This window comes from Variovorax sp. LG9.2, from assembly GCF_035018885.1.
Lineage (GTDB): Bacteria > Pseudomonadota > Gammaproteobacteria > Burkholderiales > Burkholderiaceae_C > Variovorax.
Genome location: NZ_JASJXB010000014.1, coordinates 1 through 25,496 on the forward strand (window position 1 = coordinate 1; position 25,496 = coordinate 25,496).

Genomic DNA, 25,496 nt, shown 5'->3' on the forward strand with positions numbered 1-25,496 from the left:
TCAAAGAGTTGGCCGATCTGGTGAAGAGTCCAGCCGGTCTTCCAGCGCTCCCACATCAACGCCTTCTGACTGTCCGAGTAGTGGGTTCGTGTCCGGTACTTCATTTGCAACACTCCTTCTGCCTGTGCAGTTCTTAGTGTGTTGCATCGACCCGTTGAATCCGCCGCCCGAAGCTGACGGTCGCGCACCCCGATCAACCGCGGCCCTCACATGGCGCAGGCCGGTGGGGTGTACTGCGCAGCGAAGTAAAGGAGGAGGCGAAGCCGGGGGACATGAGCGAAGTAGTGCACCGCGCCGGCATGAGCCTCGCACCAGCGCTTCTCAACCCTCCTTCTTGTTGTCCTTGCCTCGCCGATCAAACGCTCCTTGGTCGTTGAGGTCGTGCATCTCGCGCAAGAGCTCTTCCGCGTGACGCTCGGCATCGCTGGTCTGGGTTTCGAGCAGCGCATTGCGTGGCATTGACAACATAGGTTCGATCTCGCGTTGTCGGCGCTCTTCGGCCAACACGCGATACATCTCCCAGGCGTCCGATGGTGGCTCGATAAAGATCGCGCTTATTTCCAGGGCATAGGCGCCGGCACCTCAGCCGCAGCCTCGACATCCACGCTCTTGAAGTCCGCCGGCGACACGATCTCCAGGTATTCCATGTCCGGCGAGTAGTCGAACAAGAAATGCCGTATCCCGGGGCGCTGGTGCACCACGTCGCCGGCCTCGACCAGTGTTTCCTTGTCTTCGTACATGAATTTGGCCCAGCCCTTGGTCATGATGACGATCTGGAAATCCGCCTCATGTCGGTGCCATCCGGTGCCCTCTTCCGGGGGCATGTTCGCCTTCACGAGGTGCGCGATGACGGCGCCGTTGGTGGCTTCGGCCACGCCCAGGTCGCGGTACAGGAAGAAGTCGCGAAGGCCGCCGGGCTTGAAATCGGTGTCGCCGGGTTTGACGTGCGAAAACTTGGTGGCGGTACGGTCCAGCATGAAGCGCTCCTTTGCGTGAATACAGAGGTGGGATTGGCAGGGGTGGGGTTGCTGCGGCGCAGCATGCATAAAGCATTCCCGCTCCGTCGATAATCCCGGCCCATGAGCGGCAATACCTTCGGCACCCTTTTCGCAGTCACCAACTTCGGTGAATCTCACGGCCCCGCGATCGGGTGCGTCATCGACGGCTGCCCGCCTGGCATGGCGCTGACCGAGGCCGACATCCAGGGCGACCTCGATCGCCGCCGCCCCGGCACCAGCCGCCACGTCACGCAGCGCAACGAGCCCGACGCTGTGCAGATCTTGAGCGGCGTGTACGAAGGCAAGACCACTGGCACGCCGATCGCTTTGCTCATCCAGAACACCAACCAGCGCAGCAAGGATTACAGCGAGATCGCGCAGCAGTTCCGACCCGGCCATGCCGACTTCACCTACTGGAAGAAGTACGGCATTCGCGATCCGCGCGGTGGTGGCCGCTCGTCGGCCCGGCTCACGGCGCCGATGGTCGCGGCCGGCGCGGTCGCCAAGAAGTGGTTGTTCGAAAAGTACGGAACGCAGTTCCGCGGCTGCATGGCGCAAATTGGCGGCATCGTCATTCCGTTCGAGGGCTGGGAGCACGTGCCGAACAACCCGTTCTTCGCGCCGAAGGCCGATGTGAGCGATCTCGAGGCATACATGGATGCGCTGCGCAAGGCCGGTGACTCCTGCGGCGCGCGCATACGGGTGACGGCGGGCAGGGTGCCGGTCGGCCTGGGCGAGCCACTGTTCGACAAGATGGATTCCGACATCGCCTACGCCATGATGGGCATCAACGCGGTCAAGGGCGTGGAGATCGGCGCCGGCTTTGCCAGCGTGACGCAGCGCGGCACCATGCACGGCGACTCGATCACGCCGCAGGGCTTTGCCACCAACAACTCGGGCGGCACCCTGGGCGGCATCACGTCGGGGCAAGACCTCGAAGTGAGTATCGCGATCAAGCCGACGAGTTCGATCATCAGCCCGCGGCAGTCGGTCGACATCAACAACCAGCCGGTCGAGGTGGTGACCAAGGGCCGCCACGACCCGTGCGTCGGCATTCGTGCCACGCCCATTGCCGAGGCGATGCTGGCGTTGGTGGTGATGGAACATGCACTGCGAAATCGCGCGCAGAACGGCGACATCAGTAACTCGGGACGTCGTTCACGGCCCTTCGGCAATGCGAGCAGCGAAGCCGGCACCTCCGACGAGTCCGAAGGCCCGCAATCTTCTTTTCTCTAGAAATGAATCTGCGGCGGTGATTCATCCGTAGAGGTTGCAGGCGGTCTATTCGGATCGACTTAAATCCTTCTTTCACGGAGTTTCATCATGAACATCAAGCTCATCGCAGTTGCAGCAATCACCGGTTTTGCCGCCCTCGGCGCGCAGGCCTTTCAGGGTGAACAGAACCCGCTGCCGCCGCAGCCTTTCCAGTCGACGATGACGCGCGCTGAAGTGCAGGCCCAGGCACGCAATGCTGCGCCGATCAGCAACGGCGGCACCGGTACCCTCGCGCGTACCGACATGGCGGATCGCAGCGCTGTCCGTGCGGGCGCGCTGTCGATCACGTCAGCCGGCGCACAGACCTACGGCGACGGCGACCTGACGGTTCAGACCCGCGTTCGCTGAAAGACGCTTCGCGATCAGTCCAATTCGCTGCGGCGCGGCATGTCCGCACCGCGGCGCGAGCAGGCGATCGACGACGCCTTCGAGGCGAACTTCAGCATCGCTTCGAGGGCCTGCGTGTCGAGCGATGCCATCGCCGACGCACTCAGCTTGTCCCGCTCGTCGAGCCAGGTCAGCAGCGCCGCTTGAAAGGTGTCACCAGCACCCACGGTGTCCACCACTTTGACCGGTAACGAAGGCACGTCGACCTGCACGCTTCGCGTCCACGAACTCGCGCCATGCCCGCCGCGCGTCACCGTCACCAGCGACACGCCGAGCGCAAGCCAGCGCGCAGCCACTTGCTCGGGCGTTTCACCGGGGTAGAGCAGTCCCAGGTCCTCGTCGCTCACTTTCACGAAGTGCGACAGTGCCACCATTTGCTCGACCACTGCACGCCAGCGCGACAGATCGGGCTCGACGTTGAGGCGCACGTTCGGGTCGTAGGCGATGAGCCGTTGCGTGTGCTCGCGCGCGGCCAATGCCAGCAACGCAGAGCCGACAGGCTCGACCACCAATGCGTAAGAGCCGAACTGCAGCACGCGCGTGGTGGGCGGCAAGGCGGGCAGGGTGTCTAAAGTGATTTGCCGATCTGCAGCGCCGGTGCCATGAAACGCATAGCGCGGTACGCCGTGGGCATCGAGGCTGATCACGCTCAGCGTGCTGGGCGCGTCGCTTCTGAGCAGCAACGAGGTGTCGACCTGCTCGTCTTGCAGCGCTGTGAGCAGGCGCTCGCCGGCACTGTCGGTCGACAAGCCGGTGAGCAATGCGACAGGCCTGCCCAGGCGCGCCAGCCCGACCGCTACGTTGAAGGGCGAGCCACCGATGCGGGCATCGAAGCTCAACCCGGTCGGTGTCGATTCGCCCGCATACACATCCATCAGGGCTTCGCCGCAAACCACGAACATTCAATCTCCTTTGAGTGGGTCGCCAGTATAGAAATCGGGCTTCCCCGGCGCCAATACTTCAAATCAGACTGCGCATCGCCTGCGCCGTTTCGCGCAGCACGGGCAGCACGCGCGCCACCGCTTCGTCAGAGCCCTCGTGGCCCATCGGCATCGTGATGTTGAGGGCGCCGACCAGTTCACCGTGCCGGTCGCGCAAAGGCACCGCGATGCCGCGTGAGTTGAGGTCGAGCTGCTGTTCCGATATCGCCCAGCCTTGTGCACGGATGCGGGCCAGCTCGAGCTTCATGCGCTCCTTGCTCGCGATGGTGTGCGAAGTGAAGACCTTGAGCTCGTGCTTCGCCAGCCAAATCGCCATGTCGGTGTCGCTGCGCAGCGCCAGCATCAGCATGCCCGCCGCTGTCACCTGCGCCGGCACGCGCGCCCCGAGCACGTAGCCGGTGCTCATGCTGCGGTTGGGCCCGTTGCGCGCGATGTAGACCACCTCGTCGCCGTCCATCACGCTCAGGTAGGCGATCTCGTGCGTACCCGCTGCGACGCGCTGCAAGAAAGGTTGGACGATGCGCGGCAGCCGTGCCGATTCGAGGTACGACTGACCTAGCCGCAGCACCCGCGGCGTGAGCCAGAAGAGCTTGTCGTCGCTCGCGACGTAGCCCATGTGTTGCAAGGTCAGCAGGTAGCGGCGTGCTGCCGTGCGCGTCATGCCCGTGCGCTGCCCGGCCTGACTGGCAGTGAGCCGCGGGTTGGCATCGTCGAAGGCTTCGATGATGCTTACGCCGCGCTCCAGGCCAGCGATCCAGTCGCGCTTTTCGAGCCCGGCGGGCGTCGGGGAGCCTTCTTTGGGCATCTGGTGCGTCCTCTGTGTTGCCGATCTGCCTAGGAGAAACCCTGAATGTGCGCGATTAACGCACTCGGTCGTTCGCTCATCGATCGTTTGGGTGAGATCCGAATGTACTGCCTGAAGCGCTGTCGATAGAGTCCCCGCACGCCCCACCAGACGGGCGATCGAACAAAGCGCAGAGACATTCATGACCTCCACCATTCATGGCAGCACCCAGGCGTACCTGCTACCGGGCGATCCGGTACGCAACGTGCGCCTGCCGCGGATGTTCAACGCGGTGTTCGAGCGCTTCGACATCGACGCCGTGCTGCTGCCGATGCAAGTACCACGGCGCGATTTCGCGGTGTTCTTCAAGTCCGCATTTCTAGCCCGCAATGTGCGCGGCATGTTGATCGCGCCGCCGCACAAGCCGCTGGTGGTCGACCTGCTCGATGGCTGCGGATTGTTCGGCCGTGTCGCCGGCTCGGTCAACGTGGTGCGCCGCGCCGAACACGACCAACTCGAAGGCGATCTGTTCGATGGTGAAGGCCTGATCGGCGCGCTCGACCACTACAGGATTCCTTTTCGCGGCAAGCGCGTGCTCATCCTGGGTGCCGGAGTAAGCGCGGCGGCCATCGGCGTCGCTTTGGCCGAGGGTGGCACCGTCAACGGCGCCGAGCACATCGCGCTGCACGACATCGTGGCGGGCAAGGCGGCCGGCGTCGCGGTGAAGCTCGATTCGTTCTTCGATGCGACGGTGGTTGCGGTCGACAGCAACGACCCGGCCGGCTATGACCTGGTCATCAACGCGACACCGCTCGGGCTGAACGAAGGCGATGCGTTGCCGTTGGATGTAGCGCGCATGGACAACCACGCAGCGGTGTTCGACATCCTGCTGCGCGGCCAGCCGACGCCCTTGGTGCGCGCTGGGCGGGCGCGTGGCTTGCATGCGCAAGCCGGCTTCGAAATGCTGGTGCAGCAGATGCCGCACTACCTCGGTTACTTTGGCTACGTCGACGCGGCCGCAGCGCTGCGCGACGACGCCGACTTCCTGCGCGAGCTGATCTACCCCGCGGCGATGGCCGACGAGATCAAGAACCCGCTGCGCTACAGCTGAATTTTTCCGCTGCTTCCCTGCTGCTTCTCTTCTGCTTCCCTTTTCGATTTTCAACTTCCAACCATAGAGACAAAACCATGGCCATCACGATGAATGACGTGCGAACGTTCGACAACACGGGAGAACCGGAGGGCGTCAAGACGCCCAGAAAAGCCGCCTTTGCAAGCTGGATCGGCAGTGCGGTCGAGTACTACGACTTCTTCATTTACGGCACCGCGGCAGCGCTGGTGTTCGGCAAGATCTTTTTTCCGACAATCGATCCCAAGCTGGCGACCGTCGCGGCCTTTGCGACCTTCGGCGTCGGCTATGTCACGCGGCCGATCGGTGCGTTTTTCATGGGCCACATCGGCGACAAGTTCGGTCGCAAGAAGGTGCTCACATTCACGCTGCTGCTGATGGGGATCTCGACATTTTTGATCGGGCTGCTGCCCACCTACAACCAGGTCGGCATCGCCGCACCAATCATGCTGGTGGTGCTGCGTCTGCTGCAGGGACTGTCGGCCGCAGGCGAGCAGGCCGGTGCCAACTCGATGACGCTGGAGCACGCGCCGGCCCATCGGCGCGCCTTCTTCACGAGCTTCACATTGAGCGGAACGCAGATGGGCTTCATCCTCGCGACCCTCGTCTTCTTGCCGATCGCGTCGTTGCCTGAAGAGCAGTTGCTTTCGTGGGGCTGGCGCATCCCGTTCTTTCTGAGCGCGATCGTGGTGGCGGTCGGTTTCTGGGTGCGCCGCACGCTGCCGGAAACGCCGGCTTTCAAGGAAGAAGCCGACGCGAACGCCACCGTCGAAATGCCCGCCGCCGTGCTCTTTCGCGACCACACGCCCGCTGTGCTGCGCGTGGTCTTTGGTGCGCTGGTGTCGGTGACCAGCACCATCTTCGGCATTTTCGTGCTCTCGTATGCGGTCAACACTGTGCACATCCCACGCACCACCATGCTGACGTTGCTGGTCTGCGCCAACGTCGTTGCGCTGGCCGCGATTCCGCTGTGGGCGATGCTGTCCGACAAGGTCGGCCGCCGCCCGATCTTCATCTTCGGCGCGCTGGGTTGTGCGGTGCTCATCTGGCCGACGTTGTGGGCCATCAGCCGCGGCGACCTGAATCTGATCTTCCTGTTCGGCCTGCTCACCTCTGGCATCGTCTACAGCGCCGCCAACGCGGTGTGGCCTTCGCTCTACGGCGAAATGTTCGACACGCGCGTTCGCTTGTCGGGCATGGCCATCGGCACGCAGATCGGCTTTGCGATCGGCGGTTTCGCGCCGACCATCAGCGCGGCCATCATGGGCGAAGGCATCAACGGCTGGATGCCGGTCGCGGGGCTCGTGAGTGCGGCTTCCGTGATTGCGGCGATCTCGATCTTTACCGCACCGGAGACGTACAAGGTGCCGATGCATGAACTCGGCAAGAAGATGAACAAGGTTCGTGCGTGATGTCGGAGGTGGCGTCGAAGGTCGCCGCTCTCGCGCCGGTGCGCATCGACAGCGGCCTCATCGAAGGTGTTCACGACGAGGCGACCGGCCTGTGTGCATGGCGCGGCATTCCATTCGCTGCGGCACCTGTCGGCGACTTGCGCTGGCGTGCGCCGGCACCGCTCACCGCTTGGGACGGCGTGCGCCGTGCCGACAAGTTCTCGCCGCAATGCACGCAACCGGGCCGCGCGCCGGATTCGGTCTACGCCGAGTATTCTGGCGTGCAGCCGATGAGCGAAGACTGTCTCTACCTCAACGTGTGGACGTCGAACGAACCGGCGGATCGTGGCGGTGAAGCGCTGCCCGTTATGGTGTGGATCCATGGCGGTGCCTTCCAGCAAGGCGCGGCTTCCAACCCCGTGTTCGTGCGCGGTGACCTGGCAAAGCAGGGCGTGGTGCTGGTCACCTTCAACTACCGGCTCGGGCCCTTCGGTTTCATGGCGCATCCGGCCCTCAATGCGGAGGCGGAAGGCGCGTCGGGCAACTACGGGCTGCTCGACATGGCCGCCGCCTTGCGTTGGATCCAGCGCAACATCGCAGCGTTCGGCGGCGACCCGGCGCGCGTCACCGTGTTCGGCCAGTCGGCTGGTGCGCATGGCGTGATCGCATTGATGGCGGCGCCCGAAGCGCGCGGCCTCTTCAAGCACGCGATCGCGCAGAGCTTCGGCCTCAACCCGACGCCGAGCCTTGCGACCGGCGAGGCACAGGGCGTCGACTTCGCGGGCGGTACCGACGCGGATTCGCTCGCGTCGTTGCGCGCGCTCAGCGCAGACGATTTGATGCAGCGCTACCTCGCGCAACCGCACCGCTTCATGCCGATCGTCGACGGCAAGTTCCTGCAGAAGCCGCTGGCCGAAAGCTTTGCGGCGGGTGAGCAGCAGCGCGTGCCGTTCCTGACCGGCTGGACGCGTGACGAAGGCTCGACCTTTCCGGCAGCATCGTCGGCCACGTCGTTCAAAACGCATCTGCAGAAACGCTTCGGCGACCGTGCCGCAGAGGCTGAGCGCTTCTATCCCGCGGGCAGCGATGCCGAGGCAGTGACATCGAGCCGCGCGCTCTTCGGCGATGGGCTCTTCGCTGGCGGCGTGGTCGCAGCGGCGAGTGCGCAAGCTGCCGTCGCACCGACCTGGGCCTATCACTTCGCGCAGTTGCAGCCATTCAGGAAAGGCCAGCGCTATCGCGAGTCCGGGGACGGCGAACCGGCAGCGAAGCTCGGCGTGTTCCACAGCTCCGAGTACCCGTACATCTTCGGCACCACGCGCGTGCTCGATCGCGATTGGGGTGCCGACGACGACCGCATCACCGCGCTGATGCAGGGCTGGTGGGCCAACTTCGCGAAGAGCGGCAACCCGAATGGTGAAGGAGACGACCAAGGCCTGCCGCATTGGCCGCAGTTCGCGCCATCGGATGCGAGTCGATCGACATCCACGAAGCCCACGGTGCTCGAAATCAAGGCTGAGCCCGTGCCCATCGACATCCCGCGCCAAGCCCATCTTTCTTTCTTGCGCTGACCCGCACCGACCTTTTCAGATCGTCACCATGATTTCCGGCAAGACCATGCTCATCGCTCACTTGGGCTTCCCGACCGAAGCCTTCAAGGCGCCGATGATCTACAACCCCTGGTTCGATCAGCAGGGCATCGATGCGGTGGTCGTGCCGATGGGCGTCAAGCCCGACGACTACGCTGCGTCGCTCGCGGCGATCTTCCGGTTCAGCAACATTCGCGGTGCGCTGGTGACGATGCCGCACAAGGTTTCGACAGTCGCATTGATGGACGAGGTCACGCCGACAGCGCGCATCGCAGGCGCGTGCAACGCCATCCTGAAGCGACCCGATGGCACGTTGCTCGGCGACCAGTTCGATGGCGCCGGCTTCGTGCGCGGCGTCGAGCGCAAGGGCCGGCTTTTCAAGGGGACGCGTGTGCTGGTGTCGGGTACGGGCGGTGTCGGCTCGGCCATTGCTGCGTCGATCGCTGCAGCGGGGGCGGCTGAACTGGCGTTGTTCGACATGAGCGATGCATCGGCCAATGCGCTGGCTGCGCGGCTGCGCGAGCACTACCCCAAGATGGTCGTTACCACTGGCTCCAAAGACCCGGCCGGCTTCGACGTCGTGGTCAACGCGACGCCGCTCGGCATGAAAGACGGCGACCCGTTGCCGTTCGACATCGACCGCATCGCGCCGGGCACCTTCGTCGGCGAGGTCGTGATGAAGTCCGAGTACACGCCGCTGCTGCAGGCGGCCAAAGACAAGGGCTGCGCGGTACAAGTCGGCACCGACATGTTGTTCGAAATGATCCCGGCGTACCTGGAGTTTTTCGGCTTTGGCACTGCATCGCCGGACGACCTGCGCGCCGTGGCGCAGTTACGCTACTGACATGAGCATTTTCGAAGGTTTTCTTTCCACATCCGAAACGCTGGCGGCGTTCAGCGACACCAATTTCGTCAGCGCGATGCTGCGCTTCGAGGCCGCGCTGGCGCGAGCGCAGGCAGCAGAGGGTCTGATCCCCGAAGCGGCGGCGCAGACCATCGTCGGCAGCTGCAAGGTGGAGCTGTTCGACGTCGCCAAGATCGTGCGCGAGAGTGGCCGTGCCGGTAGCGTCGCCATCCCGCTGGTCAAGACCTTGCGCGAGGCCGTCGGCCTGTTCAACAAGGACGCTGCGCCGTTCGTGCATTTCGGCAGCACCAGCCAGGACGTGATCGACACGGCGATGTCGCTGGTCACGCGCGAGGCGGTGGCGTTGGTCGAAGCCGATCTGGCGAAGGCGGCCGATGCGCTGCTCAAGCTCGCCACGTTGCATGCGACCACGCCGATGCTGGCGCGCACGCTGATGCAGCCGGCCTCGGTCACCAGCTTCGGCTTCAAGTGCGCGGGCTGGGCGGCGCCGCTGGTGCGCAGCCGCCTGCGATTGCGCAGCGCGACAAAGCGCGCGCTGCAGGTGCAGCTGGGGGGTGCGGTCGGCACGCTGGCGCAGATGCGCGGGCAGGGCGTGGCGGTGCGCCGGCGCATGGCGACCGACCTGGCGCTCGGCGATCCCGGCGCAACCTGGCACACGCAGCGCGACGAGTGGGTCGCTCTCGGCTGCGAGCTGGCGTTGATGACCGGCAGTCTCGGCAAGATCGCCGGCGACATCGCGCTGCTGGGCCAGTACGAAGTGGGCGAAGTCGCCGAGCCGAGCGAGCCCGGCCGCGGCGGCTCGTCGGCCATGCCGCACAAACGCAATCCGGTGGCGTCGATGGTCGCTATCGCGGCCGCGCACCGCACCCCGCAGCGTGTGGCCGCGTTGCTGGCTGCCATGCCGCAAGAACACGAGCGTGCGCTCGGCGCCTGGCAGGCCGAGCTCGCCGAGTGGCCGCAATTGCTGATGTCGGCGCACGGCAGCGTGCGAGCGATGGCGAGCGCCTTGCCGGGCCTGCAGGTCGATGCCGCACGTATGCGCGCCAACATCGAACGGCTGCGCGCCGAGCTGCCGCAAGACGCCGCGGACGAATGGTTCTCGGTCGCGCTGGCCAACAACGCCGGTGCCATCGCGCTGGCCGAAGTCGATGCGCTCAAGGCCCGACTTTCAAGCAAGGAAATTTCGCAATGACCGATGACACCTACGAGTCCGGGCTCGTCAGCCGGCGCCGCGTGCTGGGCGATGCATGGGTCGACAAGTCGCTGGCCAATCGCAACGACTTCAACGCCGAGTTCCAGGAGCTCATCACGCGCCATGCGTGGAACGACATCTGGGGCCGGCCGGCGCTGGGCGACAAGACGCGCCGCTACATGGTGCTGTCGATGATGCTGGGCATCCATGCGTACGAAGAGTTCGCGATGCACGTGCGCGCCGCGCTCGATGGCCCGCCCGAGTCACGCCTGACGCCCGACGACATCAAGGAAGTGATCATGATGGCCGCCATCTACTGCGGCGTGCCGGTCGCCAACCATGCCTTCGGCATCGCAGCCGGCATCCTGCGCGAAAAGGGGCTGCTGCCCGCAGGCATACCAGTGACACCGAAACCACCAGGAACACCATGACCCGTCTCAACGTCCTGCGCGAAGGCGAAGGCCCGATCGTCGTGCTGAGCCATGCACTCGGCTGCGACCTTCACATGTGGGACGGCGTGGCCGCGTTGCTGTCTCGCGCGCACACCGTGTTGCGCTACGACCACCGCAACCACGGCGCATCGGAAATCGTGCCTGGCGACTTGCGCATCGAAATGCTGGCGCAGGACGCGGCCGACCTCATCGCGCGCGAGGCCGACGGCGAGCCCGTGCACTTCGTCGGGCTCTCGATGGGCGGCATGACGGCGCAAGCACTGGCAGTGCAGCACCCGGAATTGTTGAAGACGCTGGCGATCGCCAACTCGGCGGCCCATTACCCCGACCAAGCCTCTTGGACAGCCCGTGAGGAGACCGTGCGCACCGCCGGCATTGCAGCCATCGCGCCGGGCGCCGTCTCGCGCTGGCTCACGCCCGGCTACACCAGTACCCATGACGGCAAGGCCGCCGCAGAGGCGCTGAAAGACGTGCTGCTGCGCAACGAGCCGCAGGCGTACATCGCAAGCTGCAAGGCGGTCGCGGCCATCGACTTTCGCGAGAGCAACCGACGCATCGCCGTGCCGACGCTGGTCATCGGTGGCCTGCAGGACGAGGCCACGCCGATGGCGATGTCGGAAGCCATGGTGGCGGCCATCCCCGGCGCGCGGCTGGCGACCATCGACGCAGCGCACCTGAGCGCAGTGGAGCGCCCGGTCGAGTTCACTCAGTTGCTGATCGACTTCTGGCGCAGTCTCTGAAAGGAACGCGATGACCGCACTTAAACCTGCGACCGAACTCGCCGCCGCAGCGAGCAAGCCTTACCCCAACGACAGCGCCGAGTACCGCAAGGCACGCACGGCGCTGCTGGCCGAAGAGATCGAACTCCGGCGCCACATCGAGCGCGTCGCCGCCCAACGCCGCGCCTTGCCTCCAGGCGGCGAAGCGCGCGGCTACGAGTTCAAGGACGAGAACGGCAAGACATTGCCCATGGTCGACTTGTTCGGCGCGCACGACACGCTCGTCACCTACTTCTGGATGTACGGCCCCGAGCGACAGCAAGCCTGCCCGATGTGCACGTCGTTTTTGGGTGCCATGGACACGCCGGTGCGCGACCTGGTGCAAAAGGTGGCAATCGCCGTGATCGGGCGCTCGCCGGTCGAGCGTCAGTTGGCGTTCGGACGCGAGCGCGGCTGGCGCAACCTCGAGTTCTACGCGACCGTCGGCGACGAATTCGCTCGCGACTATCGCGGGCTCGCGCCGGATGGCAACGAATGGCCGGCGCTGGACGTGTGGGTCAAGCGTGACGGCAAGGTCTTCCATTTCTGGGGATCGGAACTCGGCGGCACGGCCGACCCCGGTGAAGACGCTCGCGGTGCGCCGGACCCGACGCCGCTGTGGAACATCCTGGACCTGACGCCGGCGGGGCGGGGCAGCGACTGGTATCCGAAGCTGGCGTACTGAGTTGAGCGGCGCAATGCTTTTCTAAAGTGGCACCCATGGCCTCCCGCACCACATCGAACGACTGACCCACACCGTGCACCGCTCCATCGCGACCGTGTCCCTGAGCGGCACGCTGCGTCAAAAACTCGAATCGATTTCTGCTGCAGGCTTCGACGGCATCGAACTGTTCGAGAACGACTTCATCAACTTCAACGGCAGCGCGGCCGAACTCGGTGGCATCACCAAAGACCTGGGCCTGTCGATCGATCTGTACCAGCCGTTTCGCGATTTCGAAGCCATGCCGGAGCCGCAATTCCGCCGGAGCCTGGAGCGTGCCGAGCGCAAGTTCGACCTGATGCAAGCGATGGGCGCGCCGCTGGTTCTGTGCTGCTCGAACACCTCGCCGGCAACCCTCGACGACCCGGCGCTCGCCGCGGCGCAGTTGCACGAACTGGCCGAGCGCGCGGCGCGCCGCAACCTGCGGGTCGGCTTCGAGGCACTGGCGTGGGGTCGCAAGACCCACCTCTACAGCCAGGCCTGGGACATCGTGCGTCGCGCCGATCATCCGCATCTGGGCCTGATCCTCGACAGCTTTCATACGCTGTCGCTGAAGGACGATCCGGCCGGCATTGTCGAGATCCCCGGCGACAAGATCTTTTTCCTGCAGATGGCCGACGCGCCGCTACTCGACATGTCGGTGCTGCAGTGGGCACGCCACCATCGCTTGTTTCCGGCGCAGGGCGATCTCGATGTCGTGACCTTTTTCGAGAAGACGCTGCTGGCCGGCTATACGGGGCCGTTGTCGCTCGAGATTTTCAACGACGTGTTCCGCGAAACGCCGAACCGTCGCACCGCGGTCGATGCAATGCGGTCCCTGCTGTACCTTGAAAGCCAGGTGCGCGATCGTCTTGAAGCGCGGTCCGAGACGCAGTCAACGACACGCAAAACTTCAACGCGGGCGCAGCGCGTGGGCGACACCATCGAGCTGTTCAGCCCGCCGCCGATGCCGGCACTTTCTGGCATCACCTTCATCGAGTTCGCAGCCAGCGAGGGTCCGGCGGGATCGGCCGGCACGCTCGGCGCGCTGCTGCAACAGCTTGGGTTCAAGCGCGTCGGGCAGCATCGCTCGAAGGCGGTCGCGCTGTATCGGCAGGGCTATATCCATCTCATCGTCAACGCGCAACCCGACTCGTTCGCGCGAAGTCGTTTCGAGGCGCACGGCACTTCGGTGTGTGCGCTGGGCATTCGCACCGACGATCCACAGGGCGCTGCGGCGCGCGCCACTGCCATGCGCTCGCAGCGGCATGACAGCCCGCTCGGCCCCGACGAAGTGCAGGTGCCGGCCATCGTCGCGCCGGGCGGCAATCTGGTGCACTTCGTACCCTCATCGCTCGGCAGCAGGGGCCTTTACGAAGCGGACTTCGTCATGGAAGACGATGCCCCTTCGACGTCCGACGCAGCCGTCGTGGGGCTGCACTCGATCGACCACGTCGCCCTCGGCCTCGCAGTGGACCAGCTCGACACATGGGTGCTGTTCTCGCGCGCCGTGCTCGGCCTGGAACCCGGCGAAAGCCTGGAGCTGGCCGACCCCTTCGGCCTGATCCGCAGCCGCGGCGTCGCCAACGCCGACCGCAGCGTGCGGCTGGTACTCAACGTGTCGATGAGCCAGCGCACCCGCACCGCGCGCACCTTGAGCGTGACGGGTGGCGGCGCGGTGCATCACATCGCGCTGGCCTGCGACGACATCTTCGAGACGGTCGCTGCGCTGCGTGGGAACGGCTTGCAATTCGTACCCATCTCCGGCAACTACTACGACGACCTGCAGACGCGGCTCGACATCGACGCCGCGCTGCTCGACCGCATGCGCGCTGCAGGCGTGCTGTTCGACCGTTCGGCCACGGGCGACTACCTTCATATCTACACAGAGAGTTTCGAGCAGGGACTGTTTTTTGAAGTCGTGCAGCGCATCGGCGCATACGACGGCTATGGCGCCAGCAACGCACCGGCGCGTATGGCATCGCAGGCGCAGGAGTGAACTTGCCGCACCAACTTTGTCGAGGGCAAAACCTTGCGCACGATAAGGGTTGTGGTGCTTGTGAACAATGAAACTATGACAACTCAACTCAAGATCGATTTCGTCTCTGATGTGTCGTGCCCCTGGTGCGCCGTCGGACTCGGTGCGCTCGAAGCGGCGCTGGCCCGTGTCGCGCCGGACGTCAAGGCCGAGCTGCACTTTCAGCCGTTCGAGCTGAACCCGCAGATGCCGAAGGAAGGGCAAGACACCTTCGAGCATCTGAACCAGAAGTACGGCTCGTCGCGCGAGCAGCAGGCGGAGTCGCGAGAGATGATCCGTGCGCGCGGCGCTGCGGTCGGCTTTCAGTTCAGTGCCGGCGGCCGGCCGCGCATCTACAACACCTTCGATGCGCATCGGCTGCTGCACTGGGCCGAGCTGGAAGACGTGACCAAGCAGATCGTGCTCAAGAAGTCGCTGCTCAAGGCCTACTTCACCGACAGCGAAAACCCTTCGGACCCCGAGGTGCTGGTGCGGCTCGCCGGTGCAGCGGGGCTCGACGAAGCGCGTGCACGCGAGATTCTGGCGAGCGACGAGTACGCCGAAGAAACGCGCGAGCGCGAACGGATGTACACCGACGCCGGCATCCACTCGGTGCCCGCGATCATCATCAACAACCAGCACCTGATTTCGGGCGGCCAGCCGGTCGAAGTGTTCGAACGCGCGCTGCGGCAGATCGCCGGCGCGGCCCCGGCGAGGCTGTCGACAGCCTGACTTGTGCGGGCACAAAGAGTAAATTAATTCCCTTTGTGCATTGCGGGTAAAGCAGGTCAACGCCGGTGTGCCCTGGCGGGTTGAAAGGAGGCGGCTATCGCCGTTGTTCACCCGTCAAGGACACTTACATGAAGACAAGATTTATCGCGGCACTGGCATTCGCTGCCGCTGCCGTTGCAGCCACTGCACCCGCCTTTGCCGACGAATACGGCAAGCATCCTTTCTATCTTCACGCGTTGTCCGATTTGCGTTCCGCGGCCTGGCAAGTCGACCATCGCCGCCCTGAAGACGGTCAGGTCTCGCAGGACGAGATGATCGTTCGCGACGAGGTCGCTGCCGCCATCAACGATCTGCAGCGCGCCGCGTGGCTGGACGGCAAGTCGCTGCAGTGGCAGCCGCCGACAGATGCATGGCTACCGCGCGAAGGCCGCCTGCATGCAGCGGCAGACCTGTTGCGCAAGGTGCACTCCGACGTGGCGCGTGAAGAAGACGATCCACGCTCGCGTCCGTTCCAGCAGCACGGACTGGCCCATGTCGATGCAGCGCTCGACGCGGCGCAACATGCCATCGGCGACGTGCGGCGTCACAACACGCGCCGCGAATGACCACCCTGCGCGCAGCGGTTGGCCTGGGCGTGCTCGGCGCCTGCGCGATGATGTTGCTGACGGGTTGTTCCACTGGTCCCGGTTCGGGTCGCGCGGTCGCTACGGTCACGTTCCCAGCGGCACCGGTGGACGAAGCCACACGCCTGCTCTGGCTCAATCGGGTGAGCTGGGGCGCCAGCACCGCCACCGAGGCGCAGTTGACGCGCCGAGGGCTCGGCCCGTGGATGCGCGACCAGCTCAATCCAAGACCGGCCGCACTGCCAACCGCAGCGCAGGCGCAGGTCGACGGCATGACCATTTCGCGCACCCCGGTCCACCAGCTCGCCATCGCGCTAGAGGCACAACGCAAGGCGGCCGATGCCTTGCCCGACGAAGACCAGAAGAAGGCCGCGCGCCAGGCCTATCAGCAAGAGCTCAACCGGCTGTCGCGCGAGGCGCAACAACGCTTCGTGCTGCGGGCGCTCTATTCGCCGAACCAGTTGCAGGAGCAGATGACATGGTTCTGGATGAATCACTTCAACGTGAACGTGCGCAAGGACAACCTTCGCGCGCTGATCGGCGACTACGAAGACAGCGCAATCCGGCCGCACGCGCTCGGCAGGTTTCGCGATCTGCTCGGTGCCACGTTGCGGCATCCGGCCATGCTGCGCTATCTGGACAACGCGCAAAACGCTGCCAATCGCATCAACGAAAACTATGCGCGCGAGCTGATGGAGCTGCACACGCTGGGCGTCGGCAGCGGCTATTCGCAAGCCGACGTGCAGGAGCTGGCGCGCGTGCTCACCGGCGTCGGCGTGACGCTGCGCGCGACCGACGAGCCAGCGCCGCGCATGCGTCCCGCGCTCGCGGAGGACTACGTGCGCCGCGGGCTGTTCGAGTTCAACCCGCAGCGCCACGACTATGGCGGCAAGACCTTGCTGGGCCGACCGATCACGGGTCATGGGATGGCTGAAGTCGACGAGGCGCTTGACCGCCTCGCGCGGGCGCCGGCCACGGCACGCTTCATCTCACGCAAGCTGGCCGTGTATTTTGTTGCGGACGAGCCGTCGCAGGCGCTGGTCGATCGCATGGCCGACAGCTTCATGCACAGCGACGGCGACATCGCCGCGACGTTGGCCACCATGTTCTCTTCGCCGGAGTTCAGCGCGTCGCTCGGCCACAAGTTTCGTGATCCGGTCCACTACGCGCTGGCCGGCGTGCGGCTGGCGTACGACGATCGCGTGGTGACAAATACAGCCCCGCTGATCGGCTGGATCAACCGCATGGGCGAGCCGCTGTACGGCCACGAGACGCCCGATGGTTATCCGCTCACGCAATCGGCGTGGGCCAGTGCCGGGCAGATGACCACGCGCTTCGAGATCGCGCGCGCCATCGGTGCCAACGGCGCAGTGCTGTTTCGCACCGACGATGGCGCGCCGCTGGAGCGTCCGGCGTTTCCAGCGCTGGCCGAGTCGGGCGCGGTGCGTGCGGCGTTGCCGGGCTTGGGCGCCGACACACGGGCCGCGCTGGCCGATGCACGATCGCCGCAGGACTGGAACACGTTCCTGCTCGCTTCGCCCGAGTTGATGAATCGCTGAACACGCACCGGAAACTCACATGCAACGCCGACATCTTTTGAAGCTCATGGGCGCGGCACCGCTCGCCGGTGCCGCGGGCCGGCTCATGGCCGCGCCTGCCGCCGGCAACGCGAAGCTGCTGGTCGTGTTCCTGCGCGGTGCTTACGACTGCGCCAACCTGCTGGTGCCCATCGCATCGGGCAGCACCGACGACTTCTATCGCAGCGCGCGGCCGACCATCGCAGTGCCGCGGCCCGGTCAGCCCAATGGCGCGCTGCAGCTGGATGCGCACTGGGGACTGCACCCGGCGCTCGCGACCAGCGTGATGCCGTTGTTTCAGAAGCAGCAAGCGGCGTTCATTCCGTTCGCCGGCACGGACGACCTCACGCGCAGTCACTTCGAAACGCAGGACTCGATCGAGCTCGGCCAGGCACTCGACCGCGGCCGTGACTATCGCTCGGGCTTCTTGAATCGGCTGGCCGGCGTGCTCGGTGCCGGACCGCTGACGGCGGTGTCGCCGATGGCCTTTACCGACCAGCTGCCGATCGCGCTCAGGGGCGACGCCAAGGCCGCCAACATGGCGCTCGGCTCGGTCGGCCGCCAGGCCATCGACGGGCGACAGAGCAAGGTGATCGAGGCGATGTATCGCAACACCAAGCTCGCGCAGCCGGTGGTCGAAGGCTTTGCGGTGCGTGACGAGGTACAGCGCGCCGTGAAGGAAGAGATGGAAGCGGCCAGCCGCAACGCGATGACGTCGAAGGGCTTCGAGCTGGTCGCGCGGCGCATGGCGCGACTGATGCGCGAACGCTTCGACCTCGGCTTCGTCGATGTCGGCGGCTGGGACACGCACGTGGGGCAGGGCGCCGGCACCGGCTACCTCGCCAACCGCCTCGAGGAACTCGGCCGTGGCGTCGCCGGCTTTGCCGAAGAGATGGGCGACGACGCCTGGCGCGACACCGTGGTGGTGGTGATCAGCGAGTTCGGCCGCACCTTCCGTGAGAACGGCAACAAGGGCACCGACCATGGCCACGGCACCGTGTACTGGGTGCTCGGCGGCGGCCTCGCTGCACAGGCCGGCGGTCGCGTGTTGGGCGAGCAGGTCGAGGTGTCGCAAGCCAATCTGTTCCAGAACCGCGACTATCCGGTGCTGAACGAATACCGCGCGGTCTTCGGCGGCTTGTTCGCGCGGATGTACGGACTGTCGCCTGCGCAGCTCGATCGGGTGTTTGCGGGGGTCGCGCCACGCGATCTGCGGCTGGTCTAGCTGCGCACAGGCGCTCGCTCAGGTCGCTGGCAGCAACTGCGCTTTCATCCAGTCACGAAACGCGATAAGGCGCTCGTTGTCGATCGCCGACTTGCGATAGCAAATGAAGTGGGTGACGCGCTCGATCCGATGGAAAGACGGGCCCTCCAGAATCACCAGATCGCCCTGTTCGAGGTCTCGTTGGGCAAAGCGCGTCGTCTCCAATGCGATGCCCATGCCGTCGACTGCAGCAGCGATAACCATCGAACCCCGATCGAAAGAGGGCCGCGCACCGGTCGGCAGCTTGAGCCCGTTCAGCTTGCACCAATCTGTCCACTGCACCGGATTGACTTTGGAATCGATCAATGTGAATCGCAGCACATCGGCCGGCGTCATCGAGCCACGGCCTTCAAGCAGGCGCGGCGAGCACATCGGCACCGTCGACTCGAGTCCCAGCGGCTCGACCATCACATTGGCATGCGGCGGGGGCAATCCATAGGCGATGTCGACATCGATGTCCGCCGATTTGGCAAGGTCCGCAGGTTCCGCGCTCGATGACATGCGGATCACGATCGACGGATGCGCCGCCATGAACTGCGGCAACCGTGGGCCGAGCCACTTGGCGGCAAAGCTCGGCGAGCAGTGGACCGCGAGTTCGCTGCGGGATTGCAGTGGACGCAGCTCGGCGCAGGCATCCTCGATCTGATCGAAAGCCGGACTTAGCTGGTCCAGCAACCTTTGGCCGTCGACGGTCAGCGTCACCTTGCGTACACCGCGCGTGAAGAGCGCACGGCCGAACCATGTTTCAAGCGCGCGCACCTGATGGCTGATGGCGGACGGCGTCAGATGCAGCTCTTCGCCTGCTTGCGTGAAGCCGCCAAGCCGCGCCGCAGCCTCGAAGGCGCGGAGTGCGAAGAAGGATGGAAGACGTCGCATCGGAAGTGCTGGTTTTCACGAGCATAGATGAATCTGTTTCAGCCATTGGTGAACAGTCGTCCTTTGTCAACGCGGCCGCCGATGCGGATGATCTGCGTCTTGCGTGCTCGTCACGACTTGCATTCGCAACCTGCAACACAACCAGCCAGAGACAACAATATGCTCGACATCAAGAAGCGCATCTCGGTCTATCAGCCCGAACAGGTTGGACTGAAGTTCCCCGAGATCCCGACCTTCACGAACCACGCCGACGAGCGCCAGTACCTGAAGGAACATCTCGTCGCCGCCTGCCGTGCGTTCGCGCAGCAAGGATTCGACTACGGCTTCGCAGGCCACTTGACGATCCGCGATCCGGAGCGGCCGCACCTGTACTGGACCAACCCGATGGCGGTGCATTTCTCGCTGGTCAAGGTGTCGAACCTGATCCTGGTGGACCACGATGGCAGGGTCGTCGAAGGCGACTACGCAGTCAATCGCGCCGGCTTCGTGTTGCATGCCGCGGTGCATGACGCGCACCCCGACATCCTCGCGATGTGCCATGCGCACACGGTGTACGGCACGGCCTTCGCATCGCTCGGCAAGAAGCTCGAACCCATCACGCAGGACGCCGCTGCGTTCTTCGAAGACCATGCGGTGATCGGTGATGAGGCGGGCCAGGTCGCTGTCGAGAAGGAGGCTGGCAACAAGGTCGCCAACGCGTTCAAGGGCGTGAAGGCGGCAATCCACCAAAACCACGGGCTGCTGACGGCCAGCCGCCACAGCATCGATGCGGCGGCCTTCTGGTTCATCGCGCTGGAACGTTGCTGCCAGCAGCAACTGCTGGTCGACGCCAGCGGCGTCACGCCACGGCTGGTCACGCCGGAACGCGCGCGCTACAGCCGCGAGCATGTCGGTAGCGAGTTCATCGGCTGGCTGCATTTCCAGACGCTATACGACCAGATCGCGGCAACGCAGCCGGACATGTTCGACTGAGCCGGACCATGAACACGACGACCTTGCCGCGTGCTGCCGCAGCTGCGGCGGGCAGCACCCACATTGGCCTGTTCGTGATCGCGATTTAGGCGAGTTCACAGCGTGTGCAAGACCGGCGAAGAGCGGTGGACAATGGCGTTCCCGTCCAAGGAGCCAGTCATGCACCTCACTTTGCAAACCCTTCTCGGCACTGCGTTACCCCTTGCTCAGGCGCCGATGGCAGGCGTGCAGGGCAGTGCGCTCGCCATCGCAGTCAGCAACGCAGGCGGCCTCGGTTCGCTGCCCTGCGCCATGCTCGGCGCCGACGCGATCCGTAGCGAGATCACCACCATCCTCGCAGGCACCGACAAGCCCTACAACGTCAACTTCTTTTGCCACACGCCGCCGGAGCCCGATGCCGCGCGAGACGCCGCATGGCGCAGCGCCCTGGCGCCTTACTACCGCGAGTTCGACATCGACCCGAAGAGCGTCGGTGCCGGGCCTGGCCGCAACCCGTTCGATGAAGCGGCGGCGGCCGTGCTGGCCGAATTCGAGCCGCCGGTGGTCAGTTTCCACTTTGGCTTGCCGTCGCCCGCGCTGCTCGCAAAAGTCAAGCGTTGGGGTTCGAAGGTGTTGGCCTCGGCGACCACGCTCGACGAGGCGCTGTGGCTCGAAGCGCACGGCGCCGATGCGGTCATCGCGCAAGGCCTTGAGGCGGGTGGCCATCGTGGCCACTTTCTTTCGCACGATCTCACGCGGCAACTCGGTACCTTCGCGCTCTTGCCGCAGTTGGTGCGCGCGCTGAAGGTGCCGGTGATCGCTGCGGGCGGCATCGCCGATGCCGATGGCGTCGCGGCGGCCATGGCGCTGGGTGCCGCGGGAGTTCAGGTCGGCACCGCGTTCCTGTTGTGCCCCGAGGCCACGACGACGAGCCTGCATCGCGCGGCATTGCAAAGCGAGGCCGCGCGGCACACGGCGTTGACCAATGTGTTCACTGGGCGACCGGCACGCGGCATCGTGAACCGCGTGATGAGCGAGCTCGGACCGATCGGCACCGCGCCGCCGGAGTTTCCGATGGCGACCGCCGGTATCGCGCCATTGCGTGCCAAGGCCGAAGCGCAGGGCAGTGGCGACTTTTCCCCGCTATGGTCGGGACAGAACGCGACGGGCTGCAAGCCGCTGCCTGCGCACGACATCGTGCAAAGCCTTGCCAAAGGCTTTGCGCAATCACTCCTTTCCCATTCCTTCGACCCGACGCCTCCATGACCGAACCCTCCTCGACATCACCTCGCTTGCGCCTGCCGCTTTCTTTTCTGGAGCGACCTGCCGCTGCCGATGTGGCCGAGCCATGGCTGCTGCTGCTGATGCACGGCGTCGGCAGCAACGAGGCCGATCTGTTCGGACTTGCGCCGCACATGCCGCCGGCGTTCCACGTCGTCAGCCTGCGTGCGCCGAACGTGTTGTCACCCGATTCATACGCGTGGTTCTCGTTTCATGTCAGCGCGACCGGCCAGCGCACGATCGACGAAGCGCAGGAGCGCGAGAGCCGTTTCCTGGTCGGCGAGATGCTGGTTTCAGCCGCGCAGCAATTGGGCATTCCGCCGGAGCGCGTCGTCGTCGGCGGCTTCAGCCAGGGCGGCATCATGTCGCTGTCGCTGTTGCTCACGCAGCCTGAAAAAGTTCGCGCTGCGATGGTCTGGCACAGCCGTTTGCTGCCCCAGGTCGAAGGCCATTTGGCGCCGCGTGAAGCCTTCGAAGGCAAGGCGTTGTGGGTTAGCCATGGCACCGCGGACAACGTGATTCCGCTGGCTGCTGCAGAGCACACGCGCGCCTTCGTCGGCAACCTGCCGATCGCGTTGTCGGGCGCCGATTTCCCGGGCGGGCACGAGATCAGGCCGGCGGAGTTGCAGCAGGCGACTGCGTGGCTGCAGTCGCTGGCCTGAGCGACCGGCTCAGGCCAGGCAGTTCAATCCAGCCCGTCGAAATCCGCGTCGTCCGGCCCGATGTGCGCGGGCGAGCGCCAGCCGGCATCGCGCATCGACCGCGCCACCTGCTTGTCCACACCCATCAGCACTGCGAAAAGGGCCATGCGCACCGGAATCCCGTTGTCGGTCTGCCTGAAGATCGCCAGCCGCGGATCGTGGTTGAGGTCGATGCTCAAGTCGTTCGCGCCGTCTCGCCCATCGCGCGGCAACGGGTGCATGAGGATGGTGTCGGGCTTGCAGACTGCGTCGACCAGTGCCTTGCGCACCTGAAACTCGGGCGTGTAGCCCTCCATCACTTCACCCTCTGCAAAGCGCTCTTTCTGGACGCGTGTCGCGTAGACCACGTCGGCACCGCGCAGCCCTTGCTCGAGCGATGAAGTCTGCTCGATGACGTGACCGTTCTGTGCCACCAGCTCCACCAGGTAGGCCGGCATCTCCAGCGACGGCGGTGCGATCAGCGTGAACTTGAGGTTGCGATACAGCGACAGCAGCCGGATCAGCGAATGCACCGTGCGGCCGTATTTGAGGTCGCCGACCATCGCGATGTGCGTGCCGTCGACCAGCTTGCCCATGCGCGAGAACTCCCGCTGAATCGTGTAGAGATCGAGTACGGCCTGGCTCGGATGTTCGCCCGGACCATCGCCGGCATTGATGACCGGAATGTTGGTCGCGCGTGCGAACTCCGCCACCGAACCCTGCTCCGGATGTCGGACAACCAGCGCATCGACGTAGCCGCTCATCACGCGGCTGGTGTCGTAGATCGACTCGCCCTTGGCCATTGAAGAGAAGGTAAATCCGGTGGTGTCGCAGACCGTGCCGCCGAGCCGGCAAAAGGCCGCGCCGAAGCTCACCCGCGTGCGCGTACTGGCCTCGAAGAACAGGCTGCCGAGGACGGCCCCTTCCAGGATGCGCGTGACCTTCTGCCGGCGCGCGATCGGCTGCATTACATCGGCGACCTGGAACAAATCCTCCAGACTGCCGCGGTCGAATTGCGCGACCGACAGCAATTGCGGTTTGCCTTCGCCCGCGATGCGTTGCACAAGGGGGCGCTGGTCTGTGCTTGTTGATCCGGCTGCCGCTCCGAGTGCTTCGCGTTGCAGGATTTCCGCCACGAACTTGCCGACCATCTCCGGCATGGCGCGCGACTCGCTCGACTCTGACGGCAGCAGCCAGGTGTCGAGGGCGCGGCGGCGCACGCCGAGCCGTTCGGAGAATGCGTCGCGCGTGAGGTTGAGGCGGCGCATTGCGTCGCGGAGGAGATCTTGTTGCTGGCTCATAGACGAAATATACGCTATGAGCAATGCGAATACGCGGAAAACCTACGCAATGCGTATATCAACAGCGGGGCGAAATGTTCGCGCGACTGACCTGCGAACGGATGCCCTTTGCTACATCTCGTCGATCTGCGTACTGCGCGTTTCGCCCTGCGCTGCCAGCGAGTACCGCTCGCGCGTCTTCACGTAGAAGCTAGCGCCAAAGCGCCCCACCGGGAAGTAGTGCTGCAGCCGCACGCGCCAGGTTTCGGTGTCGATGAGTTCGTCGCGCGCATGCATCCAACGCACCTGGCCGATAAAGATCTGACGGCTTTCGGTTTCGAGCGTTTCCCACAACGTGCACTCGAAAGCGACCGGCGCTTCGGCGATGCGTGGCGGCTTGACGTAGTTGCTCGGCAGCGCAGTGAAGCCGACCACGTCGAGCTCGCTCACATGCGGCGGATGCCGCTCGCCGCAGCGGTGCATCTGTTCGGCAGTGTCTTCGTCTGCCAGGTGCACCACGAACTCGCGCTCGCGCACGATGTTGGCTGCGGTGTCCTTGAGCGCGCCGTCTTGCAGCCGGTTGACGCTGATCATCACGATCGGCGGCTCTTCGCCCATCATGTTGAACATGCTGAAGGGGGCCGCGTTGACCACGCCGTCGGCGCCGAGCGTAGTCACCAGCGCGATCGGCCGCGGCACGATCAAGCTCGCCATGAGCTTGTAGCGCTGGTGCTCGGTGAGCTTGGAGAAGTCGATGTCCATCCGGGTTCCCTGGTGTTCACATGAGGTTACGGACCGTCATGCTGGTGGGTCTTTAATGGGGCGCATGCCAGAACGCGATCCACAAGAGTATTCCAGAGACCCAGCAGAATTCAGGCCAACGCGCGAGTCGCCGACGTTGCGCATCGTCATCGTGCTGCTCGTCCTTGCCGCCGCTGCAGCAGCAGGGTGGTGGTACTGGTCGCAACAGCGGCAAACGACACCGCCCGCACCGACTGCGATGGCGCCACAGCCGGACATTCAAGCGACACCTGCGGCACCGCCTGCTGCGCCCGCTGCCACAGGCCCGCAAAACCCGTTCGACGCCCTTGCGCAGCCGGACGCGGCGCTGCCTTCTCTGGCCGATTCGAATGCGGCAGTGACCAAGGCGCTGACCGATTTGCTGAGCGCCAAGTCGGTGGCATCGTTCCTGCAGATCGATGACTTCGTGCGCCGCTTCGTTGCGACCGTCGACAACCTGCCGCGTGCGCAAGCGCCTTCGCGCATGTGGCCAACGCAACCCACGCCGCAGCGCTTCGAAGTGACGGGCACAGACGAGACGCTGACCCTCGATCCGGCCAATGCCGGGCGCTACACCGCCTTCATCGCGTTCACGGATTCGATCGACAGCGCAAAGGCCGTCGCGGTCTATGCGCGCCTGTACCCGCTGTTTCAGCAGGCCTATGAAGAGCTGGGTTATCCGGGCAAGTACTTCAATGACCGGCTGGTCGCGGTTATCGACCATTTGCTGGCGGCCCCCGAGCCGCAGGGTCCATTGCAGCTCAAGCTGACCGAGGTGAAAGGCACCGTGCCGTCGTCACGGCCGTGGACCCGCTACGAGTTCGCCGACCCGCAGCTCGAGGCGTTGTCGAGCGGGCAGAAGCTGCTGGTGCGAATGGGGCCGGACAACGAGCGGCGGATGAAGTCAAAGCTGCGGGCGTTGCGTGGGCAGGTGGCTACGGGGGAAATGGCGAAGCGTTAGCAAGAGCCGGACG

General features: G+C 65.0%; 26 protein-coding genes. 19 read left to right on the forward strand and 7 right to left on the reverse strand.

From position 1 onward, the window contains the following. Nucleotides 1-321 precede the first annotated feature (321 nt). Together QN413_RS15370 and QN413_RS15375 are read right to left on the reverse strand one after the other, a co-directional pair. A complete protein-coding gene (locus tag QN413_RS15370) occupies nt 322-507 on the reverse strand; it encodes a hypothetical protein (RefSeq protein WP_323497449.1) in 186 nt (61 codons plus the stop codon). 47 nt (nt 508-554) lie between these two features. Further along, a complete protein-coding gene (locus QN413_RS15375) occupies nt 555-977 on the reverse strand; it encodes a cupin domain-containing protein (RefSeq protein WP_323497450.1) in 423 nt (140 codons plus the stop codon). A 102-nt stretch (nt 978-1,079) separates the two neighbouring features. Between QN413_RS15375 and aroC the strand changes: the two genes are divergently transcribed. Both aroC and QN413_RS15385 read left to right on the forward strand, forming a co-directional pair. Next, nucleotides 1,080-2,234, forward strand: a complete 1,155-nt coding sequence (gene aroC, locus QN413_RS15380) for a chorismate synthase (protein WP_323497451.1) — start codon at nt 1,080-1,082, stop codon at nt 2,232-2,234. 87 nt (nt 2,235-2,321) lie between these two features. After that, on the forward strand, nt 2,322-2,621 hold the full coding sequence (locus QN413_RS15385) for a DUF4148 domain-containing protein (protein WP_323497452.1): 300 nt from the start codon (nt 2,322-2,324) through the stop codon (nt 2,619-2,621). A 14-nt stretch (nt 2,622-2,635) separates the two neighbouring features. On the opposite strand, the gene QN413_RS15390 is transcribed toward QN413_RS15385, so the two are convergent. Then, nucleotides 2,636-3,562: a carbohydrate kinase gene (locus QN413_RS15390; protein ID WP_323497453.1), complete on the reverse strand. Its 927-nt coding sequence runs from the start codon at nt 3,560-3,562 to the stop codon at nt 2,636-2,638. Between the two features lie 58 nt (nt 3,563-3,620). Further along, on the reverse strand, nt 3,621-4,406 hold the full coding sequence (locus tag QN413_RS15395) for an IclR family transcriptional regulator domain-containing protein (protein WP_323497454.1): 786 nt from the start codon (nt 4,404-4,406) through the stop codon (nt 3,621-3,623). Nucleotides 4,407-4,587: 181 nt separating this feature from the next. Between QN413_RS15395 and QN413_RS15400 the strand changes: the two genes are divergently transcribed. The 13 genes from QN413_RS15400 to QN413_RS15460 all read left to right on the forward strand — a co-directional run bounded on the left by QN413_RS15400 (nt 4,588) and on the right by QN413_RS15460 (nt 18,635). After that, nucleotides 4,588-5,496: a shikimate dehydrogenase gene (locus QN413_RS15400; protein ID WP_323497455.1), complete on the forward strand. Its 909-nt coding sequence runs from the start codon at nt 4,588-4,590 to the stop codon at nt 5,494-5,496. A gap of 89 nt (nt 5,497-5,585) precedes the next feature. Continuing rightward, complete coding sequence (locus tag QN413_RS15405; RefSeq protein ID WP_323497456.1) at nt 5,586-6,926, forward strand: MFS transporter; 1,341 nt, start codon at nt 5,586-5,588, stop codon at nt 6,924-6,926. Then, nucleotides 6,926-8,476, forward strand: coding sequence for a carboxylesterase/lipase family protein (locus QN413_RS15410; RefSeq protein WP_323497457.1), 1,551 nt, complete (start codon nt 6,926-6,928; stop codon nt 8,474-8,476). The genes QN413_RS15405 and QN413_RS15410 overlap by 1 nt, the downstream gene beginning before the upstream one ends. A gap of 28 nt (nt 8,477-8,504) precedes the next feature. Further along, the gene (locus tag QN413_RS15415) at nt 8,505-9,338 is read left to right on the forward strand and encodes a shikimate dehydrogenase (protein ID WP_323497458.1); all 834 of its coding nucleotides are present in this window, start codon (nt 8,505-8,507) and stop codon (nt 9,336-9,338) included. A 1-nt stretch (nt 9,339) separates the two neighbouring features. Next, entirely contained in the window at nt 9,340-10,551 is a 1,212-nt protein-coding gene (gene pcaB, locus QN413_RS15420) for a 3-carboxy-cis,cis-muconate cycloisomerase (protein ID WP_323497459.1), read from the forward strand. Continuing rightward, entirely contained in the window at nt 10,548-10,982 is a 435-nt protein-coding gene (locus QN413_RS15425; protein ID WP_323497460.1) for a carboxymuconolactone decarboxylase family protein, read from the forward strand. Before pcaB ends, QN413_RS15425 begins: the two co-directional genes overlap by 4 nt. After that, entirely contained in the window at nt 10,979-11,743 is a 765-nt protein-coding gene (locus QN413_RS15430; RefSeq protein ID WP_323497461.1) for an alpha/beta fold hydrolase, read from the forward strand. The genes QN413_RS15425 and QN413_RS15430 overlap by 4 nt, the downstream gene beginning before the upstream one ends. Nucleotides 11,744-11,753: 10 nt before the next feature. Further along, on the forward strand, nt 11,754-12,446 hold the full coding sequence (locus tag QN413_RS15435; RefSeq protein WP_323497462.1) for a DUF899 family protein: 693 nt from the start codon (nt 11,754-11,756) through the stop codon (nt 12,444-12,446). Between the two features lie 73 nt (nt 12,447-12,519). Next, nucleotides 12,520-14,460, forward strand: coding sequence for a bifunctional sugar phosphate isomerase/epimerase/4-hydroxyphenylpyruvate dioxygenase family protein (locus QN413_RS15440; RefSeq protein WP_323497463.1), 1,941 nt, complete (start codon nt 12,520-12,522; stop codon nt 14,458-14,460). A 75-nt stretch (nt 14,461-14,535) separates the two neighbouring features. Next, nucleotides 14,536-15,210 (forward strand): DsbA family oxidoreductase, encoded by a 675-nt coding sequence (locus QN413_RS15445; protein WP_323497464.1) that lies wholly within the window; start codon nt 14,536-14,538, stop codon nt 15,208-15,210. 128 nt (nt 15,211-15,338) lie between these two features. Further along, on the forward strand, nt 15,339-15,815 hold the full coding sequence (locus QN413_RS15450) for a hypothetical protein (RefSeq protein WP_323497465.1): 477 nt from the start codon (nt 15,339-15,341) through the stop codon (nt 15,813-15,815). Then, nucleotides 15,812-17,392 (forward strand): DUF1800 domain-containing protein, encoded by a 1,581-nt coding sequence (locus QN413_RS15455; RefSeq protein ID WP_323497466.1) that lies wholly within the window; start codon nt 15,812-15,814, stop codon nt 17,390-17,392. Before QN413_RS15450 ends, QN413_RS15455 begins: the two co-directional genes overlap by 4 nt. Nucleotides 17,393-17,411: 19 nt before the next feature. Then, nucleotides 17,412-18,635, forward strand: a complete 1,224-nt coding sequence (locus tag QN413_RS15460; protein ID WP_323497467.1) for a DUF1501 domain-containing protein — start codon at nt 17,412-17,414, stop codon at nt 18,633-18,635. A gap of 18 nt (nt 18,636-18,653) precedes the next feature. Here QN413_RS15460 and QN413_RS15465 read toward each other — a convergent pair whose 3' ends face one another. Beyond that, nucleotides 18,654-19,550, reverse strand: coding sequence for a LysR substrate-binding domain-containing protein (locus QN413_RS15465; RefSeq protein ID WP_323497468.1), 897 nt, complete (start codon nt 19,548-19,550; stop codon nt 18,654-18,656). A gap of 159 nt (nt 19,551-19,709) precedes the next feature. Here QN413_RS15465 and QN413_RS15470 point away from each other — a divergent pair, with 159 nt between their 5' ends. From QN413_RS15470 to QN413_RS15480, 3 genes are all read left to right on the forward strand, one after another. Next, on the forward strand, nt 19,710-20,522 hold the full coding sequence (locus tag QN413_RS15470) for a class II aldolase/adducin family protein (RefSeq protein WP_323497469.1): 813 nt from the start codon (nt 19,710-19,712) through the stop codon (nt 20,520-20,522). Nucleotides 20,523-20,681: 159 nt separating this feature from the next. Further along, nucleotides 20,682-21,767 carry a nitronate monooxygenase gene (locus QN413_RS15475; RefSeq protein ID WP_323497470.1) on the forward strand — a complete coding sequence of 362 codons (1,086 nt, stop codon included), beginning with the start codon at nt 20,682-20,684 and terminating at the stop codon, nt 21,765-21,767. Beyond that, nucleotides 21,764-22,444 carry a phospholipase gene (locus tag QN413_RS15480; protein ID WP_323497471.1) on the forward strand — a complete coding sequence of 227 codons (681 nt, stop codon included), beginning with the start codon at nt 21,764-21,766 and terminating at the stop codon, nt 22,442-22,444. The genes QN413_RS15475 and QN413_RS15480 overlap by 4 nt, the downstream gene beginning before the upstream one ends. A gap of 23 nt (nt 22,445-22,467) precedes the next feature. On the opposite strand, the gene QN413_RS15485 is transcribed toward QN413_RS15480, so the two are convergent. Together QN413_RS15485 and QN413_RS15490 are read right to left on the reverse strand one after the other, a co-directional pair. Further along, the gene (locus QN413_RS15485) at nt 22,468-23,763 is read right to left on the reverse strand and encodes an aspartate carbamoyltransferase (protein WP_323497473.1); all 1,296 of its coding nucleotides are present in this window, start codon (nt 23,761-23,763) and stop codon (nt 22,468-22,470) included. A gap of 111 nt (nt 23,764-23,874) precedes the next feature. Next, nucleotides 23,875-24,504: a flavin reductase family protein gene (locus QN413_RS15490; RefSeq protein WP_323497475.1), complete on the reverse strand. Its 630-nt coding sequence runs from the start codon at nt 24,502-24,504 to the stop codon at nt 23,875-23,877. A gap of 64 nt (nt 24,505-24,568) precedes the next feature. Between QN413_RS15490 and QN413_RS15495 the strand changes: the two genes are divergently transcribed. Continuing rightward, nucleotides 24,569-25,483 (forward strand): DUF3014 domain-containing protein, encoded by a 915-nt coding sequence (locus tag QN413_RS15495; RefSeq protein ID WP_323497476.1) that lies wholly within the window; start codon nt 24,569-24,571, stop codon nt 25,481-25,483. Nucleotides 25,484-25,496 lie beyond the last annotated feature (13 nt).

What these genes read in the sequence shown, in the direction of transcription:
- QN413_RS15460 (WP_323497467.1), top strand. Translation starts at nt 17,412, where the DNA reads ATGCAACGCCGACATCTTTTGAAGCTCATGGGCGCGGCACCGCTCGCC.
- QN413_RS15390 (WP_323497453.1), bottom strand. Translation starts at nt 3,562, where the DNA reads ATGTTCGTGGTTTGCGGCGAAGCCCTGATGGATGTGTATGCGGGCGAA.
- aroC (WP_323497451.1), top strand. Translation starts at nt 1,080, where the DNA reads ATGAGCGGCAATACCTTCGGCACCCTTTTCGCAGTCACCAACTTCGGT.
- QN413_RS15450 (WP_323497465.1), top strand. Translation starts at nt 15,339, where the DNA reads ATGAAGACAAGATTTATCGCGGCACTGGCATTCGCTGCCGCTGCCGTT.
- QN413_RS15445 (WP_323497464.1), top strand. Translation starts at nt 14,536, where the DNA reads ATGACAACTCAACTCAAGATCGATTTCGTCTCTGATGTGTCGTGCCCC.
- QN413_RS15490 (WP_323497475.1), bottom strand. Translation starts at nt 24,504, where the DNA reads ATGGACATCGACTTCTCCAAGCTCACCGAGCACCAGCGCTACAAGCTC.
- QN413_RS15385 (WP_323497452.1), top strand. Translation starts at nt 2,322, where the DNA reads ATGAACATCAAGCTCATCGCAGTTGCAGCAATCACCGGTTTTGCCGCC.
- QN413_RS15435 (WP_323497462.1), top strand. Translation starts at nt 11,754, where the DNA reads ATGACCGCACTTAAACCTGCGACCGAACTCGCCGCCGCAGCGAGCAAG.
- QN413_RS15475 (WP_323497470.1), top strand. Translation starts at nt 20,682, where the DNA reads ATGCACCTCACTTTGCAAACCCTTCTCGGCACTGCGTTACCCCTTGCT.
- QN413_RS15480 (WP_323497471.1), top strand. Translation starts at nt 21,764, where the DNA reads ATGACCGAACCCTCCTCGACATCACCTCGCTTGCGCCTGCCGCTTTCT.
- QN413_RS15465 (WP_323497468.1), bottom strand. Translation starts at nt 19,550, where the DNA reads ATGCGACGTCTTCCATCCTTCTTCGCACTCCGCGCCTTCGAGGCTGCG.
- QN413_RS15400 (WP_323497455.1), top strand. Translation starts at nt 4,588, where the DNA reads ATGACCTCCACCATTCATGGCAGCACCCAGGCGTACCTGCTACCGGGC.
- QN413_RS15425 (WP_323497460.1), top strand. Translation starts at nt 10,548, where the DNA reads ATGACCGATGACACCTACGAGTCCGGGCTCGTCAGCCGGCGCCGCGTG.
- QN413_RS15430 (WP_323497461.1), top strand. Translation starts at nt 10,979, where the DNA reads ATGACCCGTCTCAACGTCCTGCGCGAAGGCGAAGGCCCGATCGTCGTG.
- QN413_RS15470 (WP_323497469.1), top strand. Translation starts at nt 19,710, where the DNA reads ATGCTCGACATCAAGAAGCGCATCTCGGTCTATCAGCCCGAACAGGTT.
- QN413_RS15405 (WP_323497456.1), top strand. Translation starts at nt 5,586, where the DNA reads ATGAATGACGTGCGAACGTTCGACAACACGGGAGAACCGGAGGGCGTC.
- QN413_RS15455 (WP_323497466.1), top strand. Translation starts at nt 15,812, where the DNA reads ATGACCACCCTGCGCGCAGCGGTTGGCCTGGGCGTGCTCGGCGCCTGC.
- QN413_RS15410 (WP_323497457.1), top strand. Translation starts at nt 6,926, where the DNA reads ATGTCGGAGGTGGCGTCGAAGGTCGCCGCTCTCGCGCCGGTGCGCATC.
- QN413_RS15375 (WP_323497450.1), bottom strand. Translation starts at nt 977, where the DNA reads ATGCTGGACCGTACCGCCACCAAGTTTTCGCACGTCAAACCCGGCGAC.
- QN413_RS15395 (WP_323497454.1), bottom strand. Translation starts at nt 4,406, where the DNA reads ATGCCCAAAGAAGGCTCCCCGACGCCCGCCGGGCTCGAAAAGCGCGAC.
- QN413_RS15495 (WP_323497476.1), top strand. Translation starts at nt 24,569, where the DNA reads ATGCCAGAACGCGATCCACAAGAGTATTCCAGAGACCCAGCAGAATTC.
- QN413_RS15415 (WP_323497458.1), top strand. Translation starts at nt 8,505, where the DNA reads ATGATTTCCGGCAAGACCATGCTCATCGCTCACTTGGGCTTCCCGACC.
- pcaB (WP_323497459.1), top strand. Translation starts at nt 9,340, where the DNA reads ATGAGCATTTTCGAAGGTTTTCTTTCCACATCCGAAACGCTGGCGGCG.
- QN413_RS15485 (WP_323497473.1), bottom strand. Translation starts at nt 23,763, where the DNA reads ATGAGCCAGCAACAAGATCTCCTCCGCGACGCAATGCGCCGCCTCAAC.